At 56.8% G+C, this 23,304-nt stretch carries 23 protein-coding genes and 1 tRNA gene; 13 read left to right on the top strand and 11 right to left on the bottom strand.

Going from position 1 to position 23,304, the window contains the following annotated elements; translation table 11 throughout:
• Positions 1-116: 116 nt before the first annotated feature.
• The 6 genes from CYR55_RS14070 (at position 117) to CYR55_RS14045 (ending at position 3,797) form a co-directional block, all read left to right on the top strand.
• Positions 117-1,010 (top strand): integrase domain-containing protein, encoded by an 894-nt coding sequence (locus tag CYR55_RS14070; protein WP_101816817.1) that lies wholly within the window; start codon positions 117-119, stop codon positions 1,008-1,010.
• A 262-nt stretch (positions 1,011-1,272) separates the two neighbouring features.
• The gene (locus CYR55_RS14065) at positions 1,273-1,560 is read left to right on the top strand and encodes a hypothetical protein (RefSeq protein WP_241522155.1); all 288 of its coding nucleotides are present in this window, start codon (positions 1,273-1,275) and stop codon (positions 1,558-1,560) included.
• A gap of 134 nt (positions 1,561-1,694) precedes the next feature.
• On the top strand, positions 1,695-1,952 hold the full coding sequence (locus CYR55_RS14060) for a hypothetical protein (RefSeq protein WP_101816812.1): 258 nt from the start codon (positions 1,695-1,697) through the stop codon (positions 1,950-1,952).
• A 3-nt stretch (positions 1,953-1,955) separates the two neighbouring features.
• Positions 1,956-2,300, top strand: coding sequence for a hypothetical protein (locus CYR55_RS14055; protein ID WP_101816810.1), 345 nt, complete (start codon positions 1,956-1,958; stop codon positions 2,298-2,300).
• A gap of 94 nt (positions 2,301-2,394) precedes the next feature.
• Positions 2,395-2,781 carry an antirestriction protein gene (locus tag CYR55_RS14050; protein WP_101816997.1) on the top strand — a complete coding sequence of 129 codons (387 nt, stop codon included), beginning with the start codon at positions 2,395-2,397 and terminating at the stop codon, positions 2,779-2,781.
• A 74-nt stretch (positions 2,782-2,855) separates the two neighbouring features.
• Entirely contained in the window at positions 2,856-3,797 is a 942-nt protein-coding gene (locus CYR55_RS14045) for an ArdC family protein (protein WP_101816808.1), read from the top strand.
• A gap of 83 nt (positions 3,798-3,880) precedes the next feature.
• Here the strand turns inward: CYR55_RS14045 and CYR55_RS14040 are convergent, their stop codons facing one another.
• A complete protein-coding gene (locus tag CYR55_RS14040) occupies positions 3,881-4,858 on the bottom strand; it encodes a DUF4062 domain-containing protein (RefSeq protein ID WP_101816806.1) in 978 nt (325 codons plus the stop codon).
• 213 nt (positions 4,859-5,071) lie between these two features.
• Here CYR55_RS14040 and CYR55_RS14035 point away from each other — a divergent pair, with 213 nt between their 5' ends.
• On the top strand, positions 5,072-6,433 hold the full coding sequence (locus tag CYR55_RS14035) for a TraI domain-containing protein (protein ID WP_101816804.1): 1,362 nt from the start codon (positions 5,072-5,074) through the stop codon (positions 6,431-6,433).
• A 1-nt stretch (position 6,434) separates the two neighbouring features.
• Entirely contained in the window at positions 6,435-7,385 is a 951-nt protein-coding gene (locus CYR55_RS14030; RefSeq protein WP_101816802.1) for a tyrosine-type recombinase/integrase, read from the top strand.
• 221 nt (positions 7,386-7,606) lie between these two features.
• Here CYR55_RS14030 and CYR55_RS14025 read toward each other — a convergent pair.
• Positions 7,607-7,682: transfer RNA gene (locus CYR55_RS14025), tRNA-Phe, on the bottom strand.
• Between the two features lie 605 nt (positions 7,683-8,287).
• Between CYR55_RS14025 and speF the strand changes: the two genes are divergently transcribed.
• A complete protein-coding gene (gene speF, locus CYR55_RS14020) occupies positions 8,288-10,450 on the top strand; it encodes an ornithine decarboxylase SpeF (protein ID WP_101816801.1) in 2,163 nt (720 codons plus the stop codon).
• A 74-nt stretch (positions 10,451-10,524) separates the two neighbouring features.
• Here the strand turns inward: speF and mltC are convergent, their stop codons facing one another.
• From mltC to mutY, 3 genes are all read right to left on the bottom strand, one after another.
• Complete coding sequence (gene mltC, locus CYR55_RS14015) at positions 10,525-11,607, bottom strand: membrane-bound lytic murein transglycosylase MltC (protein ID WP_101816799.1); 1,083 nt, start codon at positions 11,605-11,607, stop codon at positions 10,525-10,527.
• Between the two features lie 64 nt (positions 11,608-11,671).
• Entirely contained in the window at positions 11,672-11,944 is a 273-nt protein-coding gene (locus CYR55_RS14010; RefSeq protein ID WP_072927328.1) for an oxidative damage protection protein, read from the bottom strand.
• Positions 11,945-11,946: 2 nt separating this feature from the next.
• Positions 11,947-13,041: an A/G-specific adenine glycosylase gene (gene mutY / locus CYR55_RS14005; protein ID WP_101816796.1), complete on the bottom strand. Its 1,095-nt coding sequence runs from the start codon at positions 13,039-13,041 to the stop codon at positions 11,947-11,949.
• A gap of 175 nt (positions 13,042-13,216) precedes the next feature.
• On the opposite strand from mutY, the gene trmB reads away from it, so the two are divergent.
• Positions 13,217-13,936, top strand: coding sequence for a tRNA (guanosine(46)-N7)-methyltransferase TrmB (trmB, locus tag CYR55_RS14000; protein ID WP_101816995.1), 720 nt, complete (start codon positions 13,217-13,219; stop codon positions 13,934-13,936).
• Positions 13,936-14,262 carry a YggL family protein gene (locus tag CYR55_RS13995; protein WP_101816794.1) on the top strand — a complete coding sequence of 109 codons (327 nt, stop codon included), beginning with the start codon at positions 13,936-13,938 and terminating at the stop codon, positions 14,260-14,262. Before trmB ends, CYR55_RS13995 begins: the two co-directional genes overlap by 1 nt.
• A gap of 55 nt (positions 14,263-14,317) precedes the next feature.
• Here the strand turns inward: CYR55_RS13995 and cysG are convergent, their stop codons facing one another.
• The 4 genes from cysG to nirB are packed head-to-tail and all read right to left on the bottom strand — an operon-like array spanning position 14,318 to position 19,437.
• Positions 14,318-15,688, bottom strand: a complete 1,371-nt coding sequence (gene cysG / locus CYR55_RS13990) for a siroheme synthase CysG (RefSeq protein ID WP_101816792.1) — start codon at positions 15,686-15,688, stop codon at positions 14,318-14,320.
• Between the two features lie 2 nt (positions 15,689-15,690).
• Positions 15,691-16,491, bottom strand: a complete 801-nt coding sequence (gene nirC, locus CYR55_RS13985) for a nitrite transporter NirC (RefSeq protein ID WP_101816790.1) — start codon at positions 16,489-16,491, stop codon at positions 15,691-15,693.
• Positions 16,492-16,549: 58 nt separating this feature from the next.
• Positions 16,550-16,876: a nitrite reductase small subunit NirD gene (nirD, locus tag CYR55_RS13980; protein ID WP_101816788.1), complete on the bottom strand. Its 327-nt coding sequence runs from the start codon at positions 16,874-16,876 to the stop codon at positions 16,550-16,552.
• Positions 16,873-19,437: a nitrite reductase large subunit NirB gene (gene nirB / locus CYR55_RS13975; protein WP_101816786.1), complete on the bottom strand. Its 2,565-nt coding sequence runs from the start codon at positions 19,435-19,437 to the stop codon at positions 16,873-16,875. The genes nirD and nirB overlap by 4 nt, the downstream gene beginning before the upstream one ends.
• A gap of 352 nt (positions 19,438-19,789) precedes the next feature.
• On the opposite strand from nirB, the gene glsB reads away from it, so the two are divergent.
• Both glsB and CYR55_RS13965 read left to right on the top strand, forming a co-directional pair.
• On the top strand, positions 19,790-20,716 hold the full coding sequence (gene glsB, locus CYR55_RS13970) for a glutaminase B (protein WP_101816784.1): 927 nt from the start codon (positions 19,790-19,792) through the stop codon (positions 20,714-20,716).
• 35 nt (positions 20,717-20,751) lie between these two features.
• Positions 20,752-21,483 (top strand): YggN family protein, encoded by a 732-nt coding sequence (locus CYR55_RS13965; RefSeq protein WP_101816782.1) that lies wholly within the window; start codon positions 20,752-20,754, stop codon positions 21,481-21,483.
• Positions 21,484-21,551: 68 nt separating this feature from the next.
• Here the strand turns inward: CYR55_RS13965 and hemW are convergent, their stop codons facing one another.
• Together hemW and CYR55_RS13955 are read right to left on the bottom strand one after the other, a co-directional pair.
• A complete protein-coding gene (hemW, locus tag CYR55_RS13960; protein ID WP_101816780.1) occupies positions 21,552-22,694 on the bottom strand; it encodes a radical SAM family heme chaperone HemW in 1,143 nt (380 codons plus the stop codon).
• Positions 22,687-23,280, bottom strand: a complete 594-nt coding sequence (locus tag CYR55_RS13955) for an XTP/dITP diphosphatase (RefSeq protein WP_101816779.1) — start codon at positions 23,278-23,280, stop codon at positions 22,687-22,689. Before CYR55_RS13955 ends, hemW begins: the two co-directional genes overlap by 8 nt.
• Between the last annotated feature and the right edge of the window lie 24 nt (positions 23,281-23,304).

Here is a 23,304-nt window from a genome sequence, read left to right as displayed (position 1 = left end):
AAAAGGAATCCAATGAGAAACTATTTTCTCAGTTTTAATAGTTGTTTGTTGATTATATAAAGGTGGCATGACATATCGACGGTGTTCTGTCCCTCGTTTTAAAAGGTGTTGTTAGTATGTCAAAGCTCAGTAAGCAATTAGTGACGTTATCCCGGCAGGCAGGCGGAAGTTTTAAAACAGTGGCCGATCGTTCCCGGATCGCAGATCGCGTCGCAGAACGAATAGCTAAATTAAATATCCAAATCAGGGATGTGAAACATATCAAGACGAACCATATTGAGCTGTATATCAAAAGCCGTCAGGCAGAAAATATCTCTAAACGGACTCTTCAAAATGAGATGGCGGCGATTCGGGCTATCTGTGCTGCGGCAGGCAGAAATAAGCTGGCCGATCCGAACCATGAAAAATTAAGCAATAAAGCACTCGGCTTGTCGGAAGCCAGCCGTGACGGAACTAAACTTGCCATTAACAGCGAACGCTATCTCGCTGCGTTCACTTATGCAGAGCGTCAGGACGTAGGCGTCGCCGCCGCCATGCAGCTGGCCCGTTGCATGGGGCTTAGAACGGAAGAAGCCGTGCAGTCAGCGAAGTCTTTACGCACCTGGCAGCGAGCGCTGCTAAAAGGTGAGGATCGGCTACGGATAGTTTTCGGCACTAAAGGCGGGCGGCCACGCGATACCACAGTATTACACCGTGAGCAGGTGTTATCGGCCGTCAATTATGCGTTGAAGTATGCCGACGAACATAATGGGAAGCTCATTGATAAACCTAACTTACAGTCAGCGATTGACCGATACCGCAATGTCGTTAGAGAAGCAGGGCTGTCAGGTAAATATTCCCCTCACAGCTTGCGCTATGCCTGGGCTACAGAAGCGATGGAATACTATCAACAGCGCGGGCTGGGCCAGGAAGAAGCCAGGGCAATGGTATCGATGGATCTGGGGCATGGCGATGGGCGAGGGCGCTATGTGGAGCGGGTATATAATAAGCCTGATGTTGATGTGGAATAGACGTCCGTGGTTGGGTAATATTACCGGGTTAATCCGTTGTCTCTGACAACAGCCAATGTTCCGGTAATCTGAGAGGAACGCCTTCGGGTGATTGCCAGCCAAACTCGTCATGACCTGAGAGACGAAGCCTTCGGGCGGTAACATCGTTTAGCCTTTGAAAACGATGATCGTAACAGCGATAAAGGTACACTTTTACTCACCCTGCGGGAGACACCTCTCCCTATGGGATGTGTCTCCCGTTTTTTATTTAACAAGGAGACACATGATGAACCATAACATTTCTTATGATGCTGCCATCATCCTGCAACAGGCAGGTTTCAGTGATGTGCAGGTGGAGGCGTTAGTGAATTTTCAGAAGTCAGTGAATGCGCAGCTTGCCACCAGTACGGAATTGCAGATGGTCAAAGCCGAACTGCAAACCGACATGCGGATCATGAAATCTGAGTTGAAGCATGACATTGCCCAGCTTGAAAACCGTCTGACGCTGCGTTTTGGGGCCATTGCGGTATTCATTATTGGCGCACTCGGAGCAATGAAGTTTTTTGCCTGATCGCTCTGCTTTAACCCGCAAGAAATAGCCTTTTCAAAACAGCGGATCTCCCGCGCTCTACGTTGTTACTCACCCTAAGGGAACACACTTCCCTATGGGATCGGTGTTCCCTTTTTTATGCAAGGAATACACCGATGACTACACATACTTTGGCCTCTCTGCCTGTCGCGATCACGCTTTCCGCCTGGGATTGTGCCGTTGAACCTTTTGGTATTTCCCAATGGGAAACCCGGCAACGGGCATTGATCAACGCAGCACAAGAAGCGTGGAATAGCCGTTCCGCCCGTCGGGTACAACAGGTCGCTTTTTCTCTGACTGAACTCACCGAACGTACCCAGCAATTTATTGCCAGGTACAGTGACAATGCGCTGGTTGTGACGTTGGGGGAATAACCAATGGAACACATCATTATCTGCCGCGATTGGATCATGCGACGTCTGGTGCCGTTTGTGGCCGACTTGGTGGTGCTGTTTTGCGTCTGCATCATGCTGGCCGTTAATCTGGCTTACATTCGCGGAATACTGGTTGATGCATGGTTATCAGGTGCATCGCTTCATGGACAGTTACGGGCGGAGCGTCTGGTGTTGTTTTTAGCCGGGCGCTTTCAGGCCGGCCGTTTCCGCAATCGGGTGAATCGTCACCTCTTAGTCCTGGCGCTATGGCTGGGCAGGAAACTGAATTACACCGGTCTGGCCGTTTTGCCTGAAGGCGCATCACGGCTGCTCAGGAACGGTAACTGATACCTACTTAAACCACTTATCAATGTTGACTAACCCGGAGGGAAAACACCCTCCGGGCGTGTTCTCCCTCTTTTTTAATTTAAGGAAGAATACGATGTCAGCTATCACTATGCGGCCAGTTAGCGTCGGCACTATTTTATTCAGACTACCTGACGCTTATGCCCGCGAAGCTATTTTTTTATCCTGGGCCGGTCGTTTAAGCGATGACTATGATGGTGGTTTATGGGCAGGCCGAATGCTGTCAAACGGCGGCTATTATCTTGTACCTGTTGCACGCCATGCTTATCGGGTCTGTGTTGTGGGTAATGGCTATGATGGTGTGATGACGGCAGAAGCCTTTGGCATCACGCTGTCGTTATTTGCTTTAGGCCATATTGCCAATATCACAGAGATGGACAGCGATATCAGCGCGTACCACACATTGCGTGATTATGCGCTGGAGCACAGTGAGTCAGGCGCCATTCTGGCAGCTATTGACTGATTTTAAGTAACCCAAGCGGGGATTGACTTCCCGCATGGGCAGCAATCCCTGTTTTTTATGGATAGGGATTAACCATGACTAAGAAATCAACTTCACGTAAAGCGTCCACGGATCTGTTTCAGACAGTGACGGACAAAATCATCAAAGCCCTGGAGAAAGGGACATCTCCCTGGCGTAAGCCCTGGACATCAGAGCGCGGGCTTAATCCAGGCTTGCCGGCCAATGCGGTAACCGGGCGGTCATACAGCGGGATTAACGTCATGCTGTTGTGGATCGACATGGAAGAGAAGGGCTTTCGCTCTTCACGCTGGCTGACGTTCAAGCAGGCACAGGATGCCGGCGGCAACGTCCGGAAAGGTGAAAAATCGTCATTGGTGACGTTGTATAAACCTTTTCAAAAGCCAGCTACTGATGACCAGGGACGACCTGTCGTTGATGAGAACGGTGACGCAGTAATATCGCGCCACAACTTTATGACCAGTTTCCATCTGTTCAACGTTGAGCAGTGCGAAAACTTACCGGAACACCTTTCCCCTGTTTTGCCGGTCACGACCGAAATAGAGCGAGTGGCAAGGGCCGAGCAATTGGTTGCTTGCAGTGGTGTGCCGGTTATCCATCGGTATCAGAACCGGGCGTTTTACAGCCCAGGTTTAGATCAAATTACCATGCCGGAAGCCGGGCAATTTACCCAGCCGGCTGACTACTACAGTACATTGCTGCATGAGCTGGTGCATTCTACCGGCCATGCATCACGGCTGGCCCGTGAAGGCATTACATCAACATCGCATACCTTTGGCGACCCTGTTTATGGATTCGAGGAGCTGGTCGCTGAAATGGGGGCTGCTTTCCTGTGTGCTGAACTGGGCATTCAGGGCGACGTGCAACATGACAGCTATATCGCATCCTGGCTGCGTGTGTTGAAGGAAGATAACCGGGCGGTATTCCGGGCGGCACGTTTTGCCCGGGAGGCGTTTGAGTATCTGGTGTTACGTGAGCAGGCGCTGGCTGCGGCGTGAGCTATCTTTACTTAATTTGATGTCATAACTTACCAATCCTCAGAGAAATATTCTCTCTGAGGATTGGTCATAAGAAATGCATTTTATTGTTTTTTAATTGAACGTAATTCCATCATTAGTTTTACGCCCCGAGGAGTCAACTTCCAAAGAGGTGTATTATGAGAGATAAGATTTAATGCTTTGAAGTTTAGATATATTGTTTTAATATCCTGCGTGTCTAAGTAAATATATTCAAATACTGAATTTGATGATTTGTCAATCTCAGTTTTGAGAATGTCTATAATTGTATTTTCTCTAGCTTCTTCAATAATGAAAGGGGATATTAAAAAGAAAATTCGCTCTAGGCTTATCAGTATTGTCCTGTTATTAGTGACGTTTCTTTCATAAATTGCATCATACTCGAAAGTTTGATATGAGAGGTTGAAGTTATATTCTAACCCTGCCAAGTTTTCAGGTTCAATGAAGTCGATAGGGTTCTCATATAAAGCAATTTTTTTCTGTAATTCTTCATTTGTTTTCCTTAATTCATTTAACTCGCTCAAAGCCGATTCATTACTTATTTTATCAGCTCTAACCCAACCAACAGCAGGGTAGGCTTTGATTGTTCTAGTCATGCTTAATGCCACTAGTCCTGGCAAATCTTGAACTGTAGACCAGGTTTTACGAAGCCTGCCACTGGATGCTTTTTCTATAAATCTAGAAAGTTTTTCTCGTATCTCTGGATTGATGTCTGATTTTGCAATAGGCAATTCACTGGGGTTTTCATGAATTAAAACAACCACTCTCATCCCTTTTGATACTGCATAATCAAATTCTTTTTCTGTATAACTTAGACCATCCTCTGCCATTGAGCCATAACGTCCACCAATGATAAGAAGGTAATAATCACAATCATCTATAATTCTTTTTATAAATTCCCATTGCTCCTCATCAATTGCTGGAAATAGCTCCATTCCAGCGGGAATGCAATCCATCTCCATAAGCGTCTGAATGACGCTTTTACGTTCATCTTGTAAATCAGTAAAGGTTGAGCTGACAAAAACCTGATATCTCTTATCCATATATGTCCCTTGAAAATTCTAGTTTTTTGATGGTTTTAAGGTGAGAAAGTATAAGAACTATCATCTTAAAAGGAATGATTTGGATACGCTATAAAAAGATAATGAGTAATAGTTTAAGTTTAGGGAATTATTTTGATGGATTTAGAGTTATTCGTTGTAGCCATCCCATAGGGACTTACAGTAGCTGAATTTGTCACCTGACAGGTTCCCGCTATGTTAAAACGCCTTCTTCGTCTGGGCCGTGAGCGCCTCACGGTAGTCGATATCTCCGTTGCCAATACTCAGATCGCACCTCCCGGCTATCACCTTCCGTTGACACCGGCAGAGCTGCTTGCCCCCGTCAAACGTCAGCAATGGCTTCAGACGCTATGGGATTACTCATCCCTGCCTAAAGAGATGTATCACCAGTTCTACCTGGTTCCTTTGGAGCGCTGTATCACTCTGATGCAACAGTTCCCTTTGTCTGAATCCGGTCATCATGCCGGATTGGGAGGTATGGCAGATTACATGCTGGAGTCCACCGCGTATGCCATCCGGTTATCGAAAAGTTATATGTTGCCTGTGGGTGCGCCACCGGAAGAACAGGCGGAGCAAAGCGCAGCCTGGAACGCGGTCGTGGTGTATGCTGCCATGTTGTCTTCATTGGCACACCTCTGCCATCTGGAGGTCGAGTTGGCAAATGGGAAATGTTGGGTACCCCTGCGGGAGCCGCCTGCCGAACCCTATCGCTTCCGCTTTGTTCCGGAAACCTCTCCAGAGAGAGTGCAAAGTTTTGCCGCCATGCTTGCCTGGCAGATCCTCCCGGAAGCGGCGATTACCTGGTTAAGTACCTGGCCTGATGCAATTAAAACATTATCAACTTACCTGACAGGCTTTCACACGCAGTCAGGAGTAGTGAATGCCATTATCTCAGAGGCGGTGCAGGTGGCGAGGGGCGAGGTCGAAACACAGCACTCATCTCATCCTCAGAATATTGTTGACGATATTTTGATCGAATCCCCGGTTTCTCAGGAAATATCACACATCGAGCCTTTAGAAAATGGCGATATAGCTAAGGTTTCAGAAGAAAATATAACGGACGTCAACACTCTTTCCCTGGAGCCATCAGAAGATGATACCGAAGGATTATTGTCCGTGTTGGGTTATAACACCAACACTGATGCTTCAGCAGAAACAAAGCATTCTTCTTCGAATCGTGAAATGGGAGAAGCGTTTTGGCAATGGCTCACTGAAGGCTGTGAAACAGGGAAAATAACAGTGAATACATCGCAATCATACGTCCATCTTATCGCCGGGTTTGTATTTATCCAGACACCCAAGGTATTTCACCAATACTTATCAGATAGTGGGGTAACAGATGTCAGCAAATCAACACTACAAAAAGCGTTTGAGCGGTTGGGGCATCACCGGCAGGATGAGAAGGCGCTCTATACCGGCCATCTCTATGAAAACGAGCAGAGAGAAGGGCGATTTAAAAAGCTGAATGGCTATCTCATTTTAGTGAATAAAGTTTATAAGAGCACACATGTTCCTAAAGAGAATCCATTGTTAATAATTCACCAGGGAAGGGGATAGTATGGAGAATATAACGTTTGATGATTTACTGGATCACTATTTTCACGTCAAGCTGCTGCGGCCTGCCACACAATGGAGTTATCGAAAAGTCGTCAAATCCTTTATAAAGGACATGAAAAAACAGCCGTGGGAGGTAGATAGCCAGACGGTGCTGGCCTGGCGCAGAGAGGTATTGACCGGGCAACGGCTCGAGGCTCGCACCTGGAATAATAAGGTGGCCCATATGCGAGCGATTTTTAATTTCGGCATAAACGAAGGCGTATTAACTCACAAGAAAAATCCCTTTAATGGGGTCGTGGTACGGGCAGGAAAGAAGAAAAAGAAAACGCTGACCAAAGGCCAGATAGAGGCAATCTACCTGTTGATGCAGCAATACTACGAGCAAGAGCAACAGCTGGCTCAGTCGCACAGAAGAAGTTCAAAGTGTGCGCTCTACCCGGCGTGGTTCTGGATGACCGTCCTGGATATGTTGCGCTACACCGCTATCCGGCAGAACCAGTTGCAACATATACGTGTTGGGGACGTCAATCTTGAAGAGCGGTGGGTTGATCTCCGTACTGAGGGAGCAAAAAACCATTGTGAGCATCGGGTGCCGGTTATCAGGGCGTTATATCCACGGCTGCACGAACTGGTGACCCGTTCTCTGGAGGCCGGTGCTGAACTGACCGATCCTCTTTTTGATGTTGCCCGGTTTGATGTACGGCGAAGAAAAAGCGCGATGAGCATCTATCCGCTGCGGGCTTTCTTCCGGCGCTTATCTAAAGACTGCCGCTTCCCGGTCAGTCCGCACCGTTTCCGGCATACGGTTGCCACCCACATGATGAAATCCCCTGACCGGAATATACAGGCGGTCAAACGGCTACTGGGGCATGTCAGTATCATGTCGACAATGGAATATATTGATGAGGATGTAGATGCACTGCGCGAGATTTTAGAGCAGGAGTTGATGTAACCAACTGATAACAAAGCAGGGTACTGCCTGACAGAGTTTGACATTTGTAGACAAAGCTGCAAATATCGCACGCGAAAAACCCACCTGTTAGAGCAGGTGGGTTCTTCAAGAGCCAAATTTTCTGACAATCAGGTAATGATACCTATCGTTGCTTCCTCTGGCCCATCTCTTGCCGGTCTGGATTTACATCCCGTAAATCTTAACCAACAGGCTCTGAATGATGGTGCCCGGACTCGGAATCGAACCAAGGACACGGGGATTTTCAATCCCCTGCTCTACCGACTGAGCTATCCGGGCAACGGGGCGCATTAAACCGTATTGGCCGGGAAGCGTCAACGGCTTTTTCCCGGTTTGTGGTTCAAGCGTTGATTTTTACATCAAAAAGCGCCGGGCAGGGCGGACGGCACCGCGCCGGGCGTGGGTTGGCCACCGGAATTGTGGCTTGATGCGCCTCAGAAAAAATGCCATGATTGCGCAAATTTTGACTTCCGTTTTACGCGACAGCTTATGAGGGTTGCGGCATGACAGGCTTATCCCATCGCACCTTCCGGTGCTGCCGCGCGGCGCTTATCGCCGCCCCTTTGATGCCTGCCCGGCTGCGCCCGGCTCGTCTTTCCTGTTCGATCCTTTCCAGCGTTATCTCCGACGTCACCATGCGGTGAAGTTACCCCCCTGTACCGGCTGTTGGGCATGATTAAAAACAGAGTGCGCCTCTGGTTTTACTGATGTCTATCGACGGTGCCGATCCCAGTTTACTGCCTGTGCCCGGTGCGTTGCCCCGGTTGACGGTAAGCCGTTGTCACCGATACCGATATCACTTTGCCGGGAGAGGGCGTATTTGCCTTGTCCTATTGCCGTGCCAGTGTGGCACCCCCTCATCCTTAACCGTTTGAGAGTTGCAGATGAAATCATTGAAAATAGCAGCAAGTGCTGACGTAGCCCCCCGCCTCGATACCCCGCGTGATGTCATCGGGTTAGAGTCCGCTGACTACACCGAGGTGGCCGCCATCGTGGTCTCGGCGCAGGATCTGCGCGCCGGCCGGCTGGATGCGGTGCAGCAGACCGGCTTTGCCATCCCGGCTTTTGTGGCGATAAGCGGGGATGAGGCGATTTCGCCGGACTACCTGCCGCAGCTGAAGGGCGTTATCTCCCTGTCGGATGCCAACCAGGCGTTCTATGGCGCACAGCTGGAAGCCGCCGCCGCTGCCTACGAGGCTGCGCTGTTCCCGCCGTTTTTCGACACGCTGAAAAAGTATGTTGAGATGCAGAACTCGACCTTTGCCTGCCCCGGCCACCAGGGCGGTGAGTTCTTCCGCCGCCACCCGGCCGGTCGCCAGTTCTATGAGTTCTTCGGGGAAAATGTTTTCCGTTCTGACATGTGCAACGCGGATGTGAAGCTGGGCGATTTGCTGATCCACGAAGGCAGTGCCAAAGATGCGCAGAAGCACGCGGCGAAAGTCTTCAGCGCCGACAAAACCTATTTCGTGCTGAACGGCACCTCTGCCGCCAATAAAGTGGTGTGTAACGCCCTGCTGACGCGCGGCGATCTGGTGCTGTTTGACCGCAACAACCATAAGTCCAACCACCACGGCGCGCTGATCCAGGCCGGGGCGACGCCGGTCTACCTGGAGACGGCGCGCAACCCGTTCGGCTTTATCGGCGGCATTGATGCGCACTGCTTTGATGAAGACTACCTGCGCCGGGAGATTGCCCGCGTTGCCCCGCAGCGTGCCGCGGAGGCGCGCCCGTTCCGGCTGGCGATTATCCAGCTCGGCACCTATGACGGCACCATTTATAACGCCCGCCAGGTGGTGGAGAAGATCGGCCACCTGTGTGACTACATCCTGTTTGACTCGGCGTGGGTCGGTTATGAGCAGTTCATCCCGATGATGCAGCAGTGCTCGCCGCTGCTGCTGGATCTGGATGAGAACGATCCGGGCATCATCGTTACCCAATCGGTGCACAAGCAGCAGGCCGGGTTCTCGCAGACGTCACAAATCCATAAAAAAGATAACCATATCAAAGGGCAGAAGCGCCACGTCAGCCATAAAAAGCTCAATAATGCCTTTATGCTGCACGCCTCCACCAGCCCGTTCTACCCGCTGTTTGCCGCGCTGGACGTCAATGCGCGGATGCATGCCAACGGCAGCGGCCACCATATGTGGCTGGCGTGTGTCAAAACCGGTATTGAGGCGCGTAAAATGCTGCTCAACCGCTGCTCGATGATCCAGCCCTTTGTGCCGCCGGTGGTGGACGGCAAACCCTGGCAGGATCATGACACCGACCTGATGGCGAGCGATGGGCGCTTCTTTGACTTCGTGCCGGGCGAGACGTGGCACGCGTTTGAGGGGTACGCCGAGCACCAGTATTTTGTTGACCCGTGCAAACTGCTGCTGACCACGCCGGGCATCGACGCGGCGACCGGCAACTACACCGATTTTGGCATCCCGGCCACGATCCTTGCCAACTACCTGCGTGAGAACGGGATCGTGCCGGAGAAGAGCGATCTCAACTCGATCCTGTTCCTGCTCACCCCGGCGGAGAGCGATGCCAAGATGGTGCAGCTGGTGGAGGAGATCGCCCGCTTCGAGCGTTATGTGCAGGAAGATGCGCTGCTGGAAGAGGTGTTGCCGACGGTCTATCGCAAAAATGAAGCGCGTTACCGGGGCTACACCCTGCGCCAGCTCTGCCAGGAGATGCACGATCTCTACGTCAGCTTTGATGTGAAACAGTTGCAGAAAGAGATGTTCCGCCAGGCGCATTTCCCGCAGGTGAGGATGAATACCCAGGACGCGCACAATGAGTTCATCCGCGACAACGCCGAGCTTATCCCGATCGGCGAGGCGGAAGGCCGGGTGGCGGTGGAAGGTGCGCTGCCGTACCCGCCGGGCGTGCTCTGCGTGGTGCCGGGCGAAGTGTGGGGCGGGGCGGTGCAACGCTACTTCATGGCGCTGGAAGAGGGCATCAACCGGCTGCCGGGCTTCTCGCCGGAGTTACAGGGCGTGTATGTGGAGAAAAAGCCGGAGGGCTGGAAGCGCATTATGGGCTACGTGCTGACGCACTGATCTCTCTGCTGACAATAAAAAAAACCCGCCTCGGCGGGTTTTTTTATGGGTTCTTTTTATCAGAAAACAGCGGATCAGCCGCCGCGGCGGTAGCTCTTCTGCGCGTTGTTCACCTTGTAGAGGTAACGGCGCGATTCGCCTGACGGGTGTTTGGTGGTCAGGGTCGCGTAGACGTCGCCCGGTGCCATGCTGTTGATGATGTTGAACGCCCGCGTCTTGTCGCTGGAGAAGACGCGCAACACGCTGCCTGCGCCGCCGTTGTAGGCGGTGATCACCGCGTAACGGCGTGAGGTCGGGTTGCTGATGCCGCCCAGGTAGCTGTTCTGCAAAATCGACAGGTAGGCGGTGCCGGTGTCGATGTTGTTCTCCGGGTCAAACAGGTAGTTGCGGCTCGGTTTGCCCCACTTGCCCTGCATCTTGAACACGTCTACCCCGGCGGAGTGCTGCACCACCTGCATCAGCCCCAGCGCGTCGGAGTTACTCACGGCGTAGGGGTTGAAGCTCGATTCGGTCTGCATAATCGCCAGGATCAGCGACGAGTCCACGCCATACTTGGCGGCGGCTTTGCGCACCATCGGCAGGTATTTGTGGGCCCGTTTGTCGAGGTGGTTCGGCACCAGCTGAATGGTGACCGAGTAGATCACATGCAGGCCGGACTCGCGTTTTTGCAGGCGGTTCTGCAACAGGTAGTCGGCGAAGTGCGCGGCGCGCCACTCCCAGCGGATCGGCTCGCCGTTGTTGTCCAGCACCTGGCCGTAGAGCAGCGGTTCTTTGCTGATCTGGATGTCATTGGCGTCGGAGTAGAGATCCACGCCGTCCGGATCTTCACCAATCAGCAGGGTGGTGATGATCGCCTGGCGCAAATGCGCCGCCGGATCGGTGCCGGCAATGGTCTCAATGGTGATGGTACCGCTGTCAAAGTTGATGTGGCTGCGGGTCTGGTACTGATCCGAATATTTGACGTAGTCCTTCGGCCCGGCAATCAGGACTTCGTTCATGCCCCAGATATTCTCGATGTTATTGGCAAACTGCCCCATCAGAATATCGAACCCATTGGTATCTTTTACAAAGGCTTCACTAAACGCATCGCTTTTCTTGTCGCTGGAGCAAGAGACCAGCAAAGGCGCAATGACCATCAGCGCTAAAATTTTCTTCATCTTAAATGCCGTGTCGTGATGAAAGAAGCAGGGCCAATCCAGCCCTGAAAATGTGCGTTCCGGCTTACTCGCTCGGCGGCGTATAGCCTTCAATATGAACGTCATGCCCTTCAAACAGGAATTTCACCATCTCCTGCTCCAGCAGCTTGCGGTCGGCCACATTCATCATGCTGAGCTTTTTCTCGTTGATCAGCATGGTCTGCTTGGTCTGCCACTGCGCCCACGCCTCTTTGGAGATCTCGTTATAGATGCGCTTGCCCAGTTCACCAGGGTAGAGCTGGAAATCCTGCCCTTCGGCATCGCGTTGTAAAAAGGTGCAATAGATGGTTCTGCTCATGCTTATTCCTCATCTGCGGCGCGATGGCCAAATAATGATTGCTGTGTGGGGGCGTGCCGGGCCAGCTCGGCCAGCAGGCGCTCAACCGGGGCGGCCAGCCCGACCGACGGCGGCCGCGCTAAGTTATACCAGAGACCGTCGCCGGCATCCATGCCGCCCGGTGCGGATGCACTGCTTATGTGCACCGGCACAATATCCAGGTGGAAGTGGCTGAAGGTATGGCGAAAGGCGATCAGCTGCTCACGCGGCGCGCCCTGTAGCCCGAGCCCTGCCAGCCAGGCATCCAGCGCGGCTTCGCTCTCATGCTGCGGGAAGCCGTACAGGCCGCCCCACAGGCCGGAGGGCGGGCGCTTCTCCAGCCAGATGCTGCCCTGGTGCTCAATCAGCGCCATCCAGCCGGTGCGTACCGGCAGCACTTTCTTCGGCTTCTTGCCGGGGTATTCCGCCCAGCTGTGGTGGGCATACGCCTCGCAGCCGCGGTTCAGCGGGCAGAGTTCGCATTTCGGTTTTGAGCGGGTGCAGACCATCGCGCCCAGATCCATCATCGCCTGGTTGAACTGCTGCACGCCATCGGCCGGGGTCACCTGTTCGCTGAGTTGCCACAGGCGGTTCTCCACCTTTTTCTCGCCCGGCCAGCCGGACACGGCGTAACAGCGCGCCAGCACCCGCTTGACGTTGCCGTCGAGGATCGGGTGATGCTGCCCCAGGGAGAGCGACAACACCGCCCCGGCGGTAGAACGGCCGACGCCGGGCAGATCCGCCACCGCGTCAAAGGTGGTGGGGAAAATGCCGCCGTGCTCCGCCACCACTTTCTGCGCCGCCTTGTGCAGGTTGCGCGCGCGGGCGTAGTAACCCAGCCCCGTCCAGAGGTGCAGCACCTCATCCAGCGGGGCGGCGGCCAGCGCCTGCACATCCGGGAAGCGGGCCATGAAGCGCTCAAAATAGGGGATCACGGTGGCAACCTGGGTTTGTTGCAACATCACTTCAGAGAGCCATACTTTATAAGGCGTTTTTTCAAGCTGCCACGGCAGGGTTTTGCGGCCGCAGCGTTGGTACCAGTCAAGTACCAGGCGCGCGAACAGTTGCGCTTCCATCATAAGTGGGATCGGTTTCTCAGAAAAAGAGTAGCCTGCGATTCCAGCACAGACCCCCGCCGGAGTAAACCGGAACTTTCCGGCTAAACCGGCCCGGAGCAACGCGGCGCTTGCTAAAGCAGGGTATCTTTGGATAATGCGCCTTTCCTTATTCACAGCCAAACAGACGAAACGCACTATGATTAATGACGTCATCTCGCCGGAATTCGATGAAAACGGCCGCCCGCTGCGCCGTATCCGCAGCTTTGTCCGCCGTCAGGGCCGCCTGACCAAAGGGCAGCAACACGCGCTGGATAACTTCTGGCCGGTAATGGGCGTGGAGTACCAGACGTCGCCGATCAGCCTGGAGACGCTGTTTGGCCGCGAAGCGCCCACGGTGCTGGAGATTGGTTTCGGCATGGGCGCCTCGCTGGTGACCATGGCACAGACCAACCCGCACCAGAACTTCCTGGGCATTGAAGTCCATTCGCCGGGCGTCGGGGCCTGTCTCGGCACCGCCCACGAGGCGGGCGTCAGCAACCTGCGCGTGATGTGCCATGACGCGGTGGAAGTGCTGGAAAATATGATCCCGGATAACGCGCTGACCATGGTGCAGCTGTTCTTCCCGGATCCGTGGCACAAGGCGCGCCACAACAAGCGCCGTATCGTCCAGATGCCGTTTGCCGAGCTGGTGCTGCGTAAACTGAAGCTGGGCGGCGTGTTCCACATGGCGACCGACTGGGAAGCCTACGCGGAGCACATGCTGGACGTGATGAACCAGATTGCCGGGTACAAAAACGTCTCCGAAAGCGGCGACTATGTCCCGCGGCCGGAATCACGCCCGCTGACCAAATTTGAAGCGCGTGGCCATCGTCTTGGCCATGGCGTATGGGATCTTATGTTTGAGAGGACAAAGTAATGGCCACACAACGCAGCCGCCGTTTGCGCAAAAAGTTACACATCGACGAGTTCCAGGAGCTGGGCTTCTCGGTGAAATGGACCTTCCCGGATGACACCGCCGTTGATGTGATCGACGCAACGCTCGACACCTTCATCAATGAAGTGATTGAGCCGAACGGCCTGGCGTTTGACGGCGGCGGCTACCTGCAATGGGAAGGGCTGGTGTGCCTGCAAAAGATCGGCCATTGCACCGATGAGCACCGCCAGCTGGTGAAAAGCTGGCTTGAGCAGCACAACATGACCGATGTGGTGGTCAGTGACCTGTTCGACATCTGGTGGGAATAAGTTTTCCTGCCTGAAAAAAGCGCCTTCCGGCGCTTTTTTTATGGGCGTTTTCCGCTCAGGAGAGGAACCAGTTCAGCCGCTCACGCAGCGCCACCACCCGGCCGACGATGATCAGGCTCGGGCTGCTGACCTGTTGCGCCAGAGAGGCGAGATGGCATAGCTCACCGCTGACCACCCTCTGCTTCACCGAAGTGCCGTTCTCCACCAGTGCCACCGGCATCGTGCCGGCCATGCCGTGCGCCATTAACTGCTGCTGGATCGCCGGTGCCTGCGCCAGCCCCATGTAAAACACCAGCGTCTGCTGCCCGGCGGCCAGCGTGGCCCAGTCCAGCTCACCCTCTTTTTTCAGGTGGCCGGTCACCAGCCGCACGCTCTGCGCATAGTCGCGGTGGGTGAGCGGAATGCCGCTGTAGGCGGCGCAGCCGGAGGCGGCGGTAATACCGGGCACCACCGAGAACGGGATGCCGGTATCGCACAGGGTTTCCAGCTCCTCGCCGCCGCGCCCGAAAATGAACGGATCGCCGCCTTTCAGCCGCACCACGCGTTTGCCGCGCTGCGCCTGCGCCAGCAGGATCTGGTTAATCTCCTCCTGCGGCACGCAGTGGTAACCGGCGCGTTTGCCGACGAAAATGCGCTCCGCATCGCGCCGCACCAGGTTCATCACCTCATCCGACACCAGCCGGTCATACACCACGATGTCCGCCCGCTGGAGTTGCTGCAACCCCTTCAGCGTCAGCAGCCCGGCATCGCCCGGCCCGGCACCCACCAGCACTACTTCGCCGTGGTGGTCCAGCGGCTCGCTGAACAGGGTTTCAACAAGTTGCGTGCTGCGGGCGCTGTCCTTCGCGGCCACGGCGTGCGCCAGCGGCTGGTGGTCAAACAGCTTCTCCCAGAAGTGCCGCCGTTCGCCTGCACTTTTCCAGCGCTGCTTGACCCGTTGGCGCAAACTGCCGGCCAGCGTTGCCAGTTCGCCAAGGTGTTGCGGCAACAGCGCCTCCAGCTTCTCACGCAGTAACCGCGCCAGCACCGGCGCCCGCCCGCCGGAGGAGACCGCCACCATCAGCGGTGAGCGGTCGATGATCGACGGCATAATAAAGCCCGCCTGTTCAGGCGCATCCACCACATTGCAGAAAATGCGTTGTGCCTCCGCCGCGTCACTGACCTGCTGGTTGACGGCCATGTCATCGGTGGCGGCAATCACCAGCCATTTATCCGCCAGCAGCGCGGCGTCAAACGGCTGGGCGGCCAGCGTCAGCGCCTGCTGCTCCGCCCACAGGTGAAATTGCGGGGTGAACGCCGGGGCGCAGACGGTGAGCTGCGCCCCGGCGTTCATCAGCAGGCGCGCCTTGCGTTCGGCGACGTCGCCGCCGCCCACCAGCAGGCAGGCGCGCTGGTGTAACCGGCAGAAAATCGGCAGGTAATCCATGGTCAGGCCGCCTGTTGTTTTGTCACGGTGGCCGGTTGCGGGCGCTGGGCGCGCGGGGTGGCATACCAGTAACCCAGCCCCATAAACACCGCGCCGGAGAGCGTATTGCCGAGCGTCACCCACAACAGGTTGTGGCCGATACCGGCCAGCGTATAAGCCTCGCTGTGGTGGCCGAACCAGGAGAGGGCGAACAGCGTCATGTTCGCGACGGAGTGCTCATACCCGGAGGCGATAAAGGCCAGCAAACACCACCAGATGGCGATGAACTTCGCTGCGCCTTCGGTGCGTAACGCCATCCAGATCGCCAGACACACCAACCAGTTGCAGAGCGCGCCCTTAAAGAACAGCACCATCGCCGGGGCAGTGGTTTTCGCCAGCGCAGCGGTGTGCAGCAAACTGGATTCCGTCGGCAGCAGGCTGCCGCCGCCCCAGTGGTAGAGCAGGGCAACAAACACCGAGCCGAGCAGGTTCCCGAGCCAGGTTTGCGGCAGGATCGCCCACATCTCAGCGGGGCGGATGGTGCCGGCTTTCACGCCCAGCGTCAGGAACATCGTATGGCCGGTAAACAGTTCAGACCCGGCGATGATCACCAGCGTCAGCGCGATGCCGAAGGTCGCGCCCATCACCAGCGGCCGCACGGCCGGCTCCAGCAGGTTGCCGAGGGTGAAAATCAAAATAATCGCCAGGCCCACGTAGGCCCCGGCCATCGCAGAACTGACCCAGAAGCTCAGCGGCGTCTCTTTGGCCAGCCGCGCAATGCGTGCGGCATTGGCGGCACATTTATTCAGGGTGTCGGTAAACATGGTGGTATCCCAGAGGGTAAGAGAAAGGTAAAAAAGGGGGCCATGCGGCCCCTGACAATCAGGCGTTAACCTGCACGTTGCCGTCCTGCACCCTGACCGGCCAGGCGGGCACCGAGTGGGTCTCATCCTCCAGGCAGAGGCCGTCACGCAGGCGGAAACGCTGTTTTTTCAACGGGCTGGCGACCCACAGCTCGCCTTGATGCTCGGCGATGATGCCGCGGGACAGCACGCTCGCCTGGGCGAACGGGTCAATATTGCTCAGGGCAAACAGCTGGTCGTCCGCGTAGGGGCGGAACAGGGCGATCTGCTGGCCGCCTACCAGCGCACAGACGCCAGTGGCGGGCAAAATAGCCTCTAACGGGCAGACGGTTGTCCACTGGCTCATGGGTTCACCTCCATTTCCTGTTCTTGCGCGGTAACCAGCCGCACCGGGATGCGCTCCTCCGGCCGCGCCGGGCGGTGCTGATCACGTTCCGGCACCACCTGCACGTTCGGGTCACGCTGCGGGCTGTTGATAAAGTGGGCGAAGCGGGAGAGCTGTTCCGGATGGTGCAGGGTTTCCTGCCATTCGCACACCACCCGTGCCTGCAGCTGGGCGATCTCCGCCTCTAGCTGTGCATTCAGGCCGAGTTTGTCATCGATGATGACGCTGCGCAGGTAAGCGATGCCGCCCTCCAGGCTCTCCAGCCACAACGAGGTGCGCTGTAATTTGTCGGCGGTGCGGATGTAGAACATCATGAAACGGTCGAGATAACGGACCAGCGTGTCGCGGTCGAGATCCGCCGCCAGCAGGTCGGCATGGCGCGGTTTCATGCCGCCATTGCCGCAGACGTAAAGGTTCCAGCCTTTCTCCGTGGCGATGATGCCCACGTCTTTGCCTTGCGCTTCGGCACATTCGCGGGTACAGCCCGAGACGCCGAACTTCATCTTGTGCGGGGTGCGGATGCCTTTGTAGCGGTTCTCCAGCTCGACGCCGAAGCCCACGCTGTCGCCCACGCCAAAGCGGCACCAGGTGCTGCCGACGCAGGTTTTCGCCATGCGCAGCGCCTTGGCGTAGGCGTGGCCGGTTTCGAATCCGGCGTCGATCAGTTTCTGCCAGATGGCGGGCAAATCATCTTTCTGCGCGCCAAACAGTGCGATGCGCTGGGAGCCGGTGATTTTGGTATAGAGGTGGTATTCACGCGCCACCTCACCAATCGCCAGCAGCCCTTCCGGGGTGATTTCACCGCCCGGCGAGCGCGGGATCACCGAGTAGGTGCCGTCTTTCTGGATGTTGCCGAGGAAGATGTCGTTGCTGTCCTGCAATGGCGTATGCTGCGGCGCGAGCACATACTCATTCCAGCAGGAAGCCAGCAGTGACCCCACGGTAGGTTTGCAGATTTCACAACCGTAGCCTTTGCCGTATTTCTCCCGCAGGGCGTCAAAGGAGGTGATGTCCTCCACGCGGATCAGGTGGTAAAGCTCCTGGCGCGAATAGGCAAAATGTTCACACAGGTGATGGTTGACCTCGATCCCCTGTTTGCTCAGCTCGGCGTTCAGCACCTGCGTCACCAGCGGGATGCAGCCGCCGCAGCCGGTACCGGCTTTGGTTTCGGCTTTGATCGCGGCCACAGTGTGGCAGCCGCCCTGTACCGCGCGCATGATGTCGCCTTTGGAGACGTCAAAACAGGAGCAAATCTGCGCCGTTTCCGGCAGGGAATCCACGCCCAGCGCCGGTTTGCCGCTGCCGGCATGGGCCGGCAGGATCAGCGTATCCGGGTGCTCCGGCAGGGCGATCTTGTTGAGCGCCAGTTGCAGCAGGTTGCCGTAGTCGCTGGTGTCACCCACCAGCACCGCGCCGAGCAGCGTGCTGTTATCGGCACTGACCACCAGCCGTTTGTAAACTTCTTTGCTTTCATCGAGGTAGACGTAACTGCGCGCGCCCGGCATGCGGCCATGCGCGTCACCGATGCCGCCAACATCCACACCCAGCAGTTTCAGCTTGGCGCTCATGTCCGCGCCGCTGAAGGCGTTATCACGCCCCAACAGGTGATCGGCCGCCACCTGCGCCATTTTGTAGCCCGGTGCCACCAGCCCATAGACCCGCTCGTTCCAGGCGGCGCACTCGCCGATGGCGTAGACGTCCGGATCGGAACTCTGGCAACTGTCGTTGATGGTGATGCCGCCGCGCGTCCCGGTGGCGAGGCCGCACTGGCGCGCCAGTTTGTCCTGCGGGCGGATGCCGGTGGAGAAGACGATAAAGTCCACCTCCAGCGCGCTGCCGTCAGCAAACTGCATGGTTTTACGTGCCTCCCGGCCCTGATCGGTGATCAGTTGGGTGTTCTTGCCGGTATGCACCCGTACGCCCATCCGTTCGATCTTCTGGCGTAACTGTTCGCCGCCCATGCGGTCAAGCTGCTCTGCCATCAGCACCGGCGCGAACTCCACCACGTGCGTCTCCACGCCGAGGTTTTTCAGCGCCCCGGCCGCTTCCAGCCCCAGCAGGCCGCCGCCGACCACTGCGCCGCGAAAGCTTCGCCGGGCGCAGGCTTCGATGGCGTTGAGATCCTCAATGGTGCGGTAGACAAAACAGTCCTGGGTGTCTGCGCCCTGAATCGCCGGGATCCACGGGTAGGAGCCGGTGGCCATCACCAGTTTGTCATACCAGACGGTGCGCCCGCTGGTGGAGTGGATCACCTTTTCCTGCCGGTTGATGGTGATGGCACGTTCGCCTACCAGCACCTGAATGCCGTGCTTCTCGTAGAAGCCTTCGCGCACCAGTGACAACTCTTCCGCCGTATGGTGTGAAAAGTAGGAGGAGAGATGCACCCGGTCGTAGGCGAGGCGCGGTTCCTCACAAAACACGGTGATCTCAAATTGGCCCGGCTCCGCTTTCTCCATCAGTTCTTCGATGAAGCGATGCCCGACCATACCGTTGCCGATGACAGCGAGTCTGACTTTGCTCATTTTTGCCCCACATTCTTATTTATTGCGCTCACCATAACGCGTTGGCAGCGGCACTTATTGATGCAGATCAAGTTCGATGTTTGATAACTCTTAAGGGTTATCTGACTGATTTTCCGCTGTTTTTATAAGTTGCTAAATATATTCATCTTTAGCTGAAACGTGTCAGGAGGCGGGAAATAGCGTGCCATTTAAAAGAAAAAATAAGAAAGATTCAGCAACGCATCCGGCGTGTGAAGATGAGTACAATAGCCACATTAACCTAAGCCACCATTAACGTAGCGGCCGTGACAGGCAGTGTGGGAAAGAGAGATGTTTATAGCGAGGGAGAAGTAACGTGCGCGGAGCACCCAAGGTGATGACAGAGCTGGACAACGCCCTGCTGGAGGAGATTGTGCAGCAGGTCAGGCCGCTGATTGGGCAGGGCAAGGTCGCGGACTACATTCCGGCGCTGGCGGAAGTGCCGGCAGACCGGATGGGCATCGCCATCTGTACCCTTGACGGGCGGGAATATTATGCCGGGGACGCCGGGGAGCGTTTCTCCATCCAGTCGATCTCCAAAGTCCTGAGCCTGACGCTGGCGCTGACGCGTTATCAGGAGCATGAGATCTGGCAGCGCGTCGGCAAGGAGCCGTCGGGCCAGCCGTTTAACTCACTGGTGCAGCTGGAGCTGGAGCAGGGCAAGCCGCGTAACCCGTTCATCAACCCCGGCGCGCTGGTGGTGTGCGACATGTTGCAGACCCGCCTCAGCGCCCCGCGCCAGCGGATGCTGGAAGTGGTGCGGCAACTCGCCGGGCAGCCTGACCTCGTCTACGACACCCGGGTAGCGCGCTCGGAGTTCGAGCACAGTGACCGCAATGCGGCCATCGCCTACCTGATGAAATCCTTCGGCAACTTTGAGAATGAGGTACTTTCGGTACTTCAGACCTATTTTAATTACTGTGCCCTGCGCATGAGCTGCCGTGAACTGGCCCGCACCTTCGTCTACCTGGCGAACCAGGGGCGGCCGCTGGCCTCAGAGACGGCGCTGCTGTCGCCGCGCCAGGCCCGGCAGATCAATGCCCTGATGGTGACGTGCGGCATGTACAACGGGGCTGGGGAGTTTGCCTACCGCGTGGGGATGCCGGGCAAATCCGGCGTTGGCGGCGGCATCATCGCCGTGGTGCCGGATGAGATGTGTATTGCGGTGTGGTCGCCGGAACTCGATCCGGCAGGGAACTCTTTGGCCGGCACCGCTGCCTTAGAACAGCTGGCGCAGCGGATTGGCCGCTCAATTTTTTAATCTGCCGCCTTGGGGGCGACAGGAGAGGGAGAACGATGAAACTGAAAAGCGCATTAACATATGGCCTGTGTGCCGCCGCAATGCTGACTGCCGTGCAGGCGCAGGCGGAATACCAGTGCAACGTCAAACCGCAGGATGACATCGTCATCACCCCGCAAACGGTGCAGGTGGTGGGGGCCAGCGGCAACTTTACCATTTCGCCGACCGGTGACATCAACAACAACGGCAAGCGGATGGATCTGGACACGCTGCAACGCCAGAAAGCGGTGGATTATCAGGGCGCGCTGCGCCGTGACCTGCCGTGGATCGACACCGGTGCGCAACAGCATCTGGAGAAGGCGCGCGTGGCGCTGGACAAGGTGATCGTCGAGCAGCTCGGCAGTGACAGCAATGTGCGCACCCGCCTGACGACCCTGAACGGCCAGCTCAAGCAGCAGATGAACCGCATCCTTGAGCACCGCGACGGTGGGCTGGTGTTCCACCACCAGGCGATTTCGCAGGTCGAAGAGGACGGCAAACGCATTGTGCAGCAGAGCATGGGCGGCGTATTGCAGGACAGCCTGAACGAAATGGGCGTCAAGCAGGCGTCCGGTTCCTCCGACAACCCGTTGCAGGCGGTGATGGGCAACCTGGGCGGCCTGCAACAGGCGATTCAGGCCGAGTGGAGCAATCAGGAGCAGGATTTCAGCCAGTTCGGCCACGAAGTCTGTAACCGCGTCACCGCGCTGGAAAACCAGCGTGCCGGGCTGCTCAGCAGCCTGAAATAACCCGCCGGATAACGCACAATAAAAAACGGGCGTCCCTCACAGGACGCCCGTTTTTGTCTCAGTGCGGTTTACGCCTCGTCCGGCAGGAACAGCTCCAGCAGCGAGTTCAGGAACAGTTTGCCGTGCGGCGTGATCTGCCATGCGTCGGCGGTTTCGGTGATGTAATTCTGCTTCAGCGCCTCATCCAGCGGGGCGCGCACCACGCTCTCCGGCAGGCCGGTAAAGGCCGCGAACTCGGCGCGCGGGGCCGGTTCCAGCAGGCGGAAGCGGTTCATAAAGAACTCAAACGGCATGTCGGCTGCCGCCACCGGCTGCCGCTTGTCCAGATAGCGCCCCTGCATATAGCCGCGCGGGTGGCGGGTTTTGCTGGTGCGGATAACGCTGCCGTCCGGCAGGGAGATCTTGCCGTGTGCGCCGCAGCCGATGCCGAGGTAGTCACCAAAGCGCCAGTAGTTGAGGTTGTGCTGACACTGGTAACCCGGTTTGGCATAGGCCGAGGTCTCATACTGCCGGTAGCCCGCCGCGGTGAGCAGTTCATCCCCTTTTTCAAAGATGTCCCACAGGGCGTCATCATCCGGCAACACCGGCGGCCGTGAGGCAAACAGCGTATTGGGTTCGATGGTGAGCTGGTACCACGACAGGTGCGGCGGGTTGAGGGCGATCGCCTGGCGTAGATCGTCCAGCGCCTCTTCCAGCGACTGGTCCGGCAGGCCGTGCATCAAATCGAGGTTAAAGCTGCGCAGGCCGAGGCTTTCCGCCAGCCGGGCGGCGCGTTTGGCCTCGTCCGGGCCGTGGATGCGGCCCAGTCGCGTCAGCTTTTCGGCGCTGAAACTCTGCACCCCAATCGAGATACGGTTCACGCCGGCGCGCTGATAGCCGCTGAAGCGGTCAGCCTCTACGGTGCCGGGGTTGGCTTCCATGGTGATTTCGGCATCCGCGGCCAGCGGCAGGCGCGCACGCACGCCGTCCAGCAGCGTCTGCATCGCTTCGGCGCTTAACAGGCTCGGCGTGCCGCCGCCGATAAAGATCGTACTGAGGGTGCGTCCTGCAACGTCAGGCACGTCCATGTCCAGATCCGCCAGCAGGTGCGCCACGTAGTCGTCGTGCGGCACCTCGCCCTTCAGGGCGTGGGAGTTGAAATCGCAGTAGGGGCATTTCTGCACGCACCACGGGATATGGATATAGAGGCTGAGCGGCGGCAGGTTATGCATGTTTCATCGCATCCAACAGTTGTGACAGCGCCCGGCCGCGGTGGGACACGGCGCGCTTCTCTTCTCGCGTCAGGGTGGCGGCGGTTTTGCCCGCTTCCGGCGCGAAGAAGATCGGATCGTAGCCGAAGCCGTGGGTGCCTTCGGCGGCGAAGGTGATTTCACCCGGCCAGCTGCCGTGGCAGACCAGCGGCGTCGGGTCATCGGCATGGCGCAGGTAAACCAGCACACAGTGGAACTGCGCCTGGCGCTGCCCGGCGGGCACATCGCTGAGCGCTGCCAGCAGCTTCTCCAGATTCTGCTGGTCGCTGGCGTCTTCACCGGCGTAGCGGGCAGAGTAGATGCCCGGCGCGCCGCCGAGGGCGTCCACCGCCAGCCCGGAGTCGTCGGCAATCGCCGGCAGGCCGGTAATGCGGGACGCATGGCGCGCCTTGAGGATCGCGTTTTCAATAAAGGTCAGGCCGGTCTCTTCCGCCGACTCAACACCCAGATCGGTCTGGGCGACCACATCCAGGCCAAACCCGGCCAGCAGATGGGCCAGCTCGCGCACTTTGCCGGCGTTACCGGTGGCGAGAACAACTTTTTGCATGGGGTATCCTGCGTTAAATAGGGA

The sequence above is a fragment of the Chimaeribacter californicus genome, assembly GCF_002858675.1.
GTDB classification, from domain to species: Bacteria; Pseudomonadota; Gammaproteobacteria; order Enterobacterales; family Enterobacteriaceae; genus Chimaeribacter; species Chimaeribacter californicus.
This window is presented reverse-complemented; position numbering and strand designations above follow the sequence as displayed.

Bases quoted from the DNA above. Each gene is read 5' to 3' on its own strand.
- CYR55_RS14070 (WP_101816817.1), top strand. From the start codon at position 117: ATGTCAAAGCTCAGTAAGCAATTAGTGACGTTATCCCGGCAGGCAGGC.
- CYR55_RS14065 (WP_241522155.1), top strand. From the start codon at position 1,273: ATGATGAACCATAACATTTCTTATGATGCTGCCATCATCCTGCAACAG.
- CYR55_RS14060 (WP_101816812.1), top strand. From the start codon at position 1,695: ATGACTACACATACTTTGGCCTCTCTGCCTGTCGCGATCACGCTTTCC.
- CYR55_RS14055 (WP_101816810.1), top strand. From the start codon at position 1,956: ATGGAACACATCATTATCTGCCGCGATTGGATCATGCGACGTCTGGTG.
- CYR55_RS14050 (WP_101816997.1), top strand. From the start codon at position 2,395: ATGTCAGCTATCACTATGCGGCCAGTTAGCGTCGGCACTATTTTATTC.
- CYR55_RS14045 (WP_101816808.1), top strand. From the start codon at position 2,856: ATGACTAAGAAATCAACTTCACGTAAAGCGTCCACGGATCTGTTTCAG.
- CYR55_RS14040 (WP_101816806.1), bottom strand. From the start codon at position 4,858: ATGGATAAGAGATATCAGGTTTTTGTCAGCTCAACCTTTACTGATTTA.
- CYR55_RS14035 (WP_101816804.1), top strand. From the start codon at position 5,072: ATGTTAAAACGCCTTCTTCGTCTGGGCCGTGAGCGCCTCACGGTAGTC.
- CYR55_RS14030 (WP_101816802.1), top strand. From the start codon at position 6,435: ATGGAGAATATAACGTTTGATGATTTACTGGATCACTATTTTCACGTC.
- speF (WP_101816801.1), top strand. From the start codon at position 8,288: ATGAAATCATTGAAAATAGCAGCAAGTGCTGACGTAGCCCCCCGCCTC.
- mltC (WP_101816799.1), bottom strand. From the start codon at position 11,607: ATGAAGAAAATTTTAGCGCTGATGGTCATTGCGCCTTTGCTGGTCTCT.
- CYR55_RS14010 (WP_072927328.1), bottom strand. From the start codon at position 11,944: ATGAGCAGAACCATCTATTGCACCTTTTTACAACGCGATGCCGAAGGG.
- mutY (WP_101816796.1), bottom strand. From the start codon at position 13,041: ATGATGGAAGCGCAACTGTTCGCGCGCCTGGTACTTGACTGGTACCAA.
- trmB (WP_101816995.1), top strand. From the start codon at position 13,217: ATGATTAATGACGTCATCTCGCCGGAATTCGATGAAAACGGCCGCCCG.
- CYR55_RS13995 (WP_101816794.1), top strand. From the start codon at position 13,936: ATGGCCACACAACGCAGCCGCCGTTTGCGCAAAAAGTTACACATCGAC.
- cysG (WP_101816792.1), bottom strand. From the start codon at position 15,688: ATGGATTACCTGCCGATTTTCTGCCGGTTACACCAGCGCGCCTGCCTG.
- nirC (WP_101816790.1), bottom strand. From the start codon at position 16,491: ATGTTTACCGACACCCTGAATAAATGTGCCGCCAATGCCGCACGCATT.
- nirD (WP_101816788.1), bottom strand. From the start codon at position 16,876: ATGAGCCAGTGGACAACCGTCTGCCCGTTAGAGGCTATTTTGCCCGCC.
- nirB (WP_101816786.1), bottom strand. From the start codon at position 19,437: ATGAGCAAAGTCAGACTCGCTGTCATCGGCAACGGTATGGTCGGGCAT.
- CYR55_RS13965 (WP_101816782.1), top strand. From the start codon at position 20,752: ATGAAACTGAAAAGCGCATTAACATATGGCCTGTGTGCCGCCGCAATG.
- hemW (WP_101816780.1), bottom strand. From the start codon at position 22,694: ATGCATAACCTGCCGCCGCTCAGCCTCTATATCCATATCCCGTGGTGC.
- CYR55_RS13955 (WP_101816779.1), bottom strand. From the start codon at position 23,280: ATGCAAAAAGTTGTTCTCGCCACCGGTAACGCCGGCAAAGTGCGCGAG.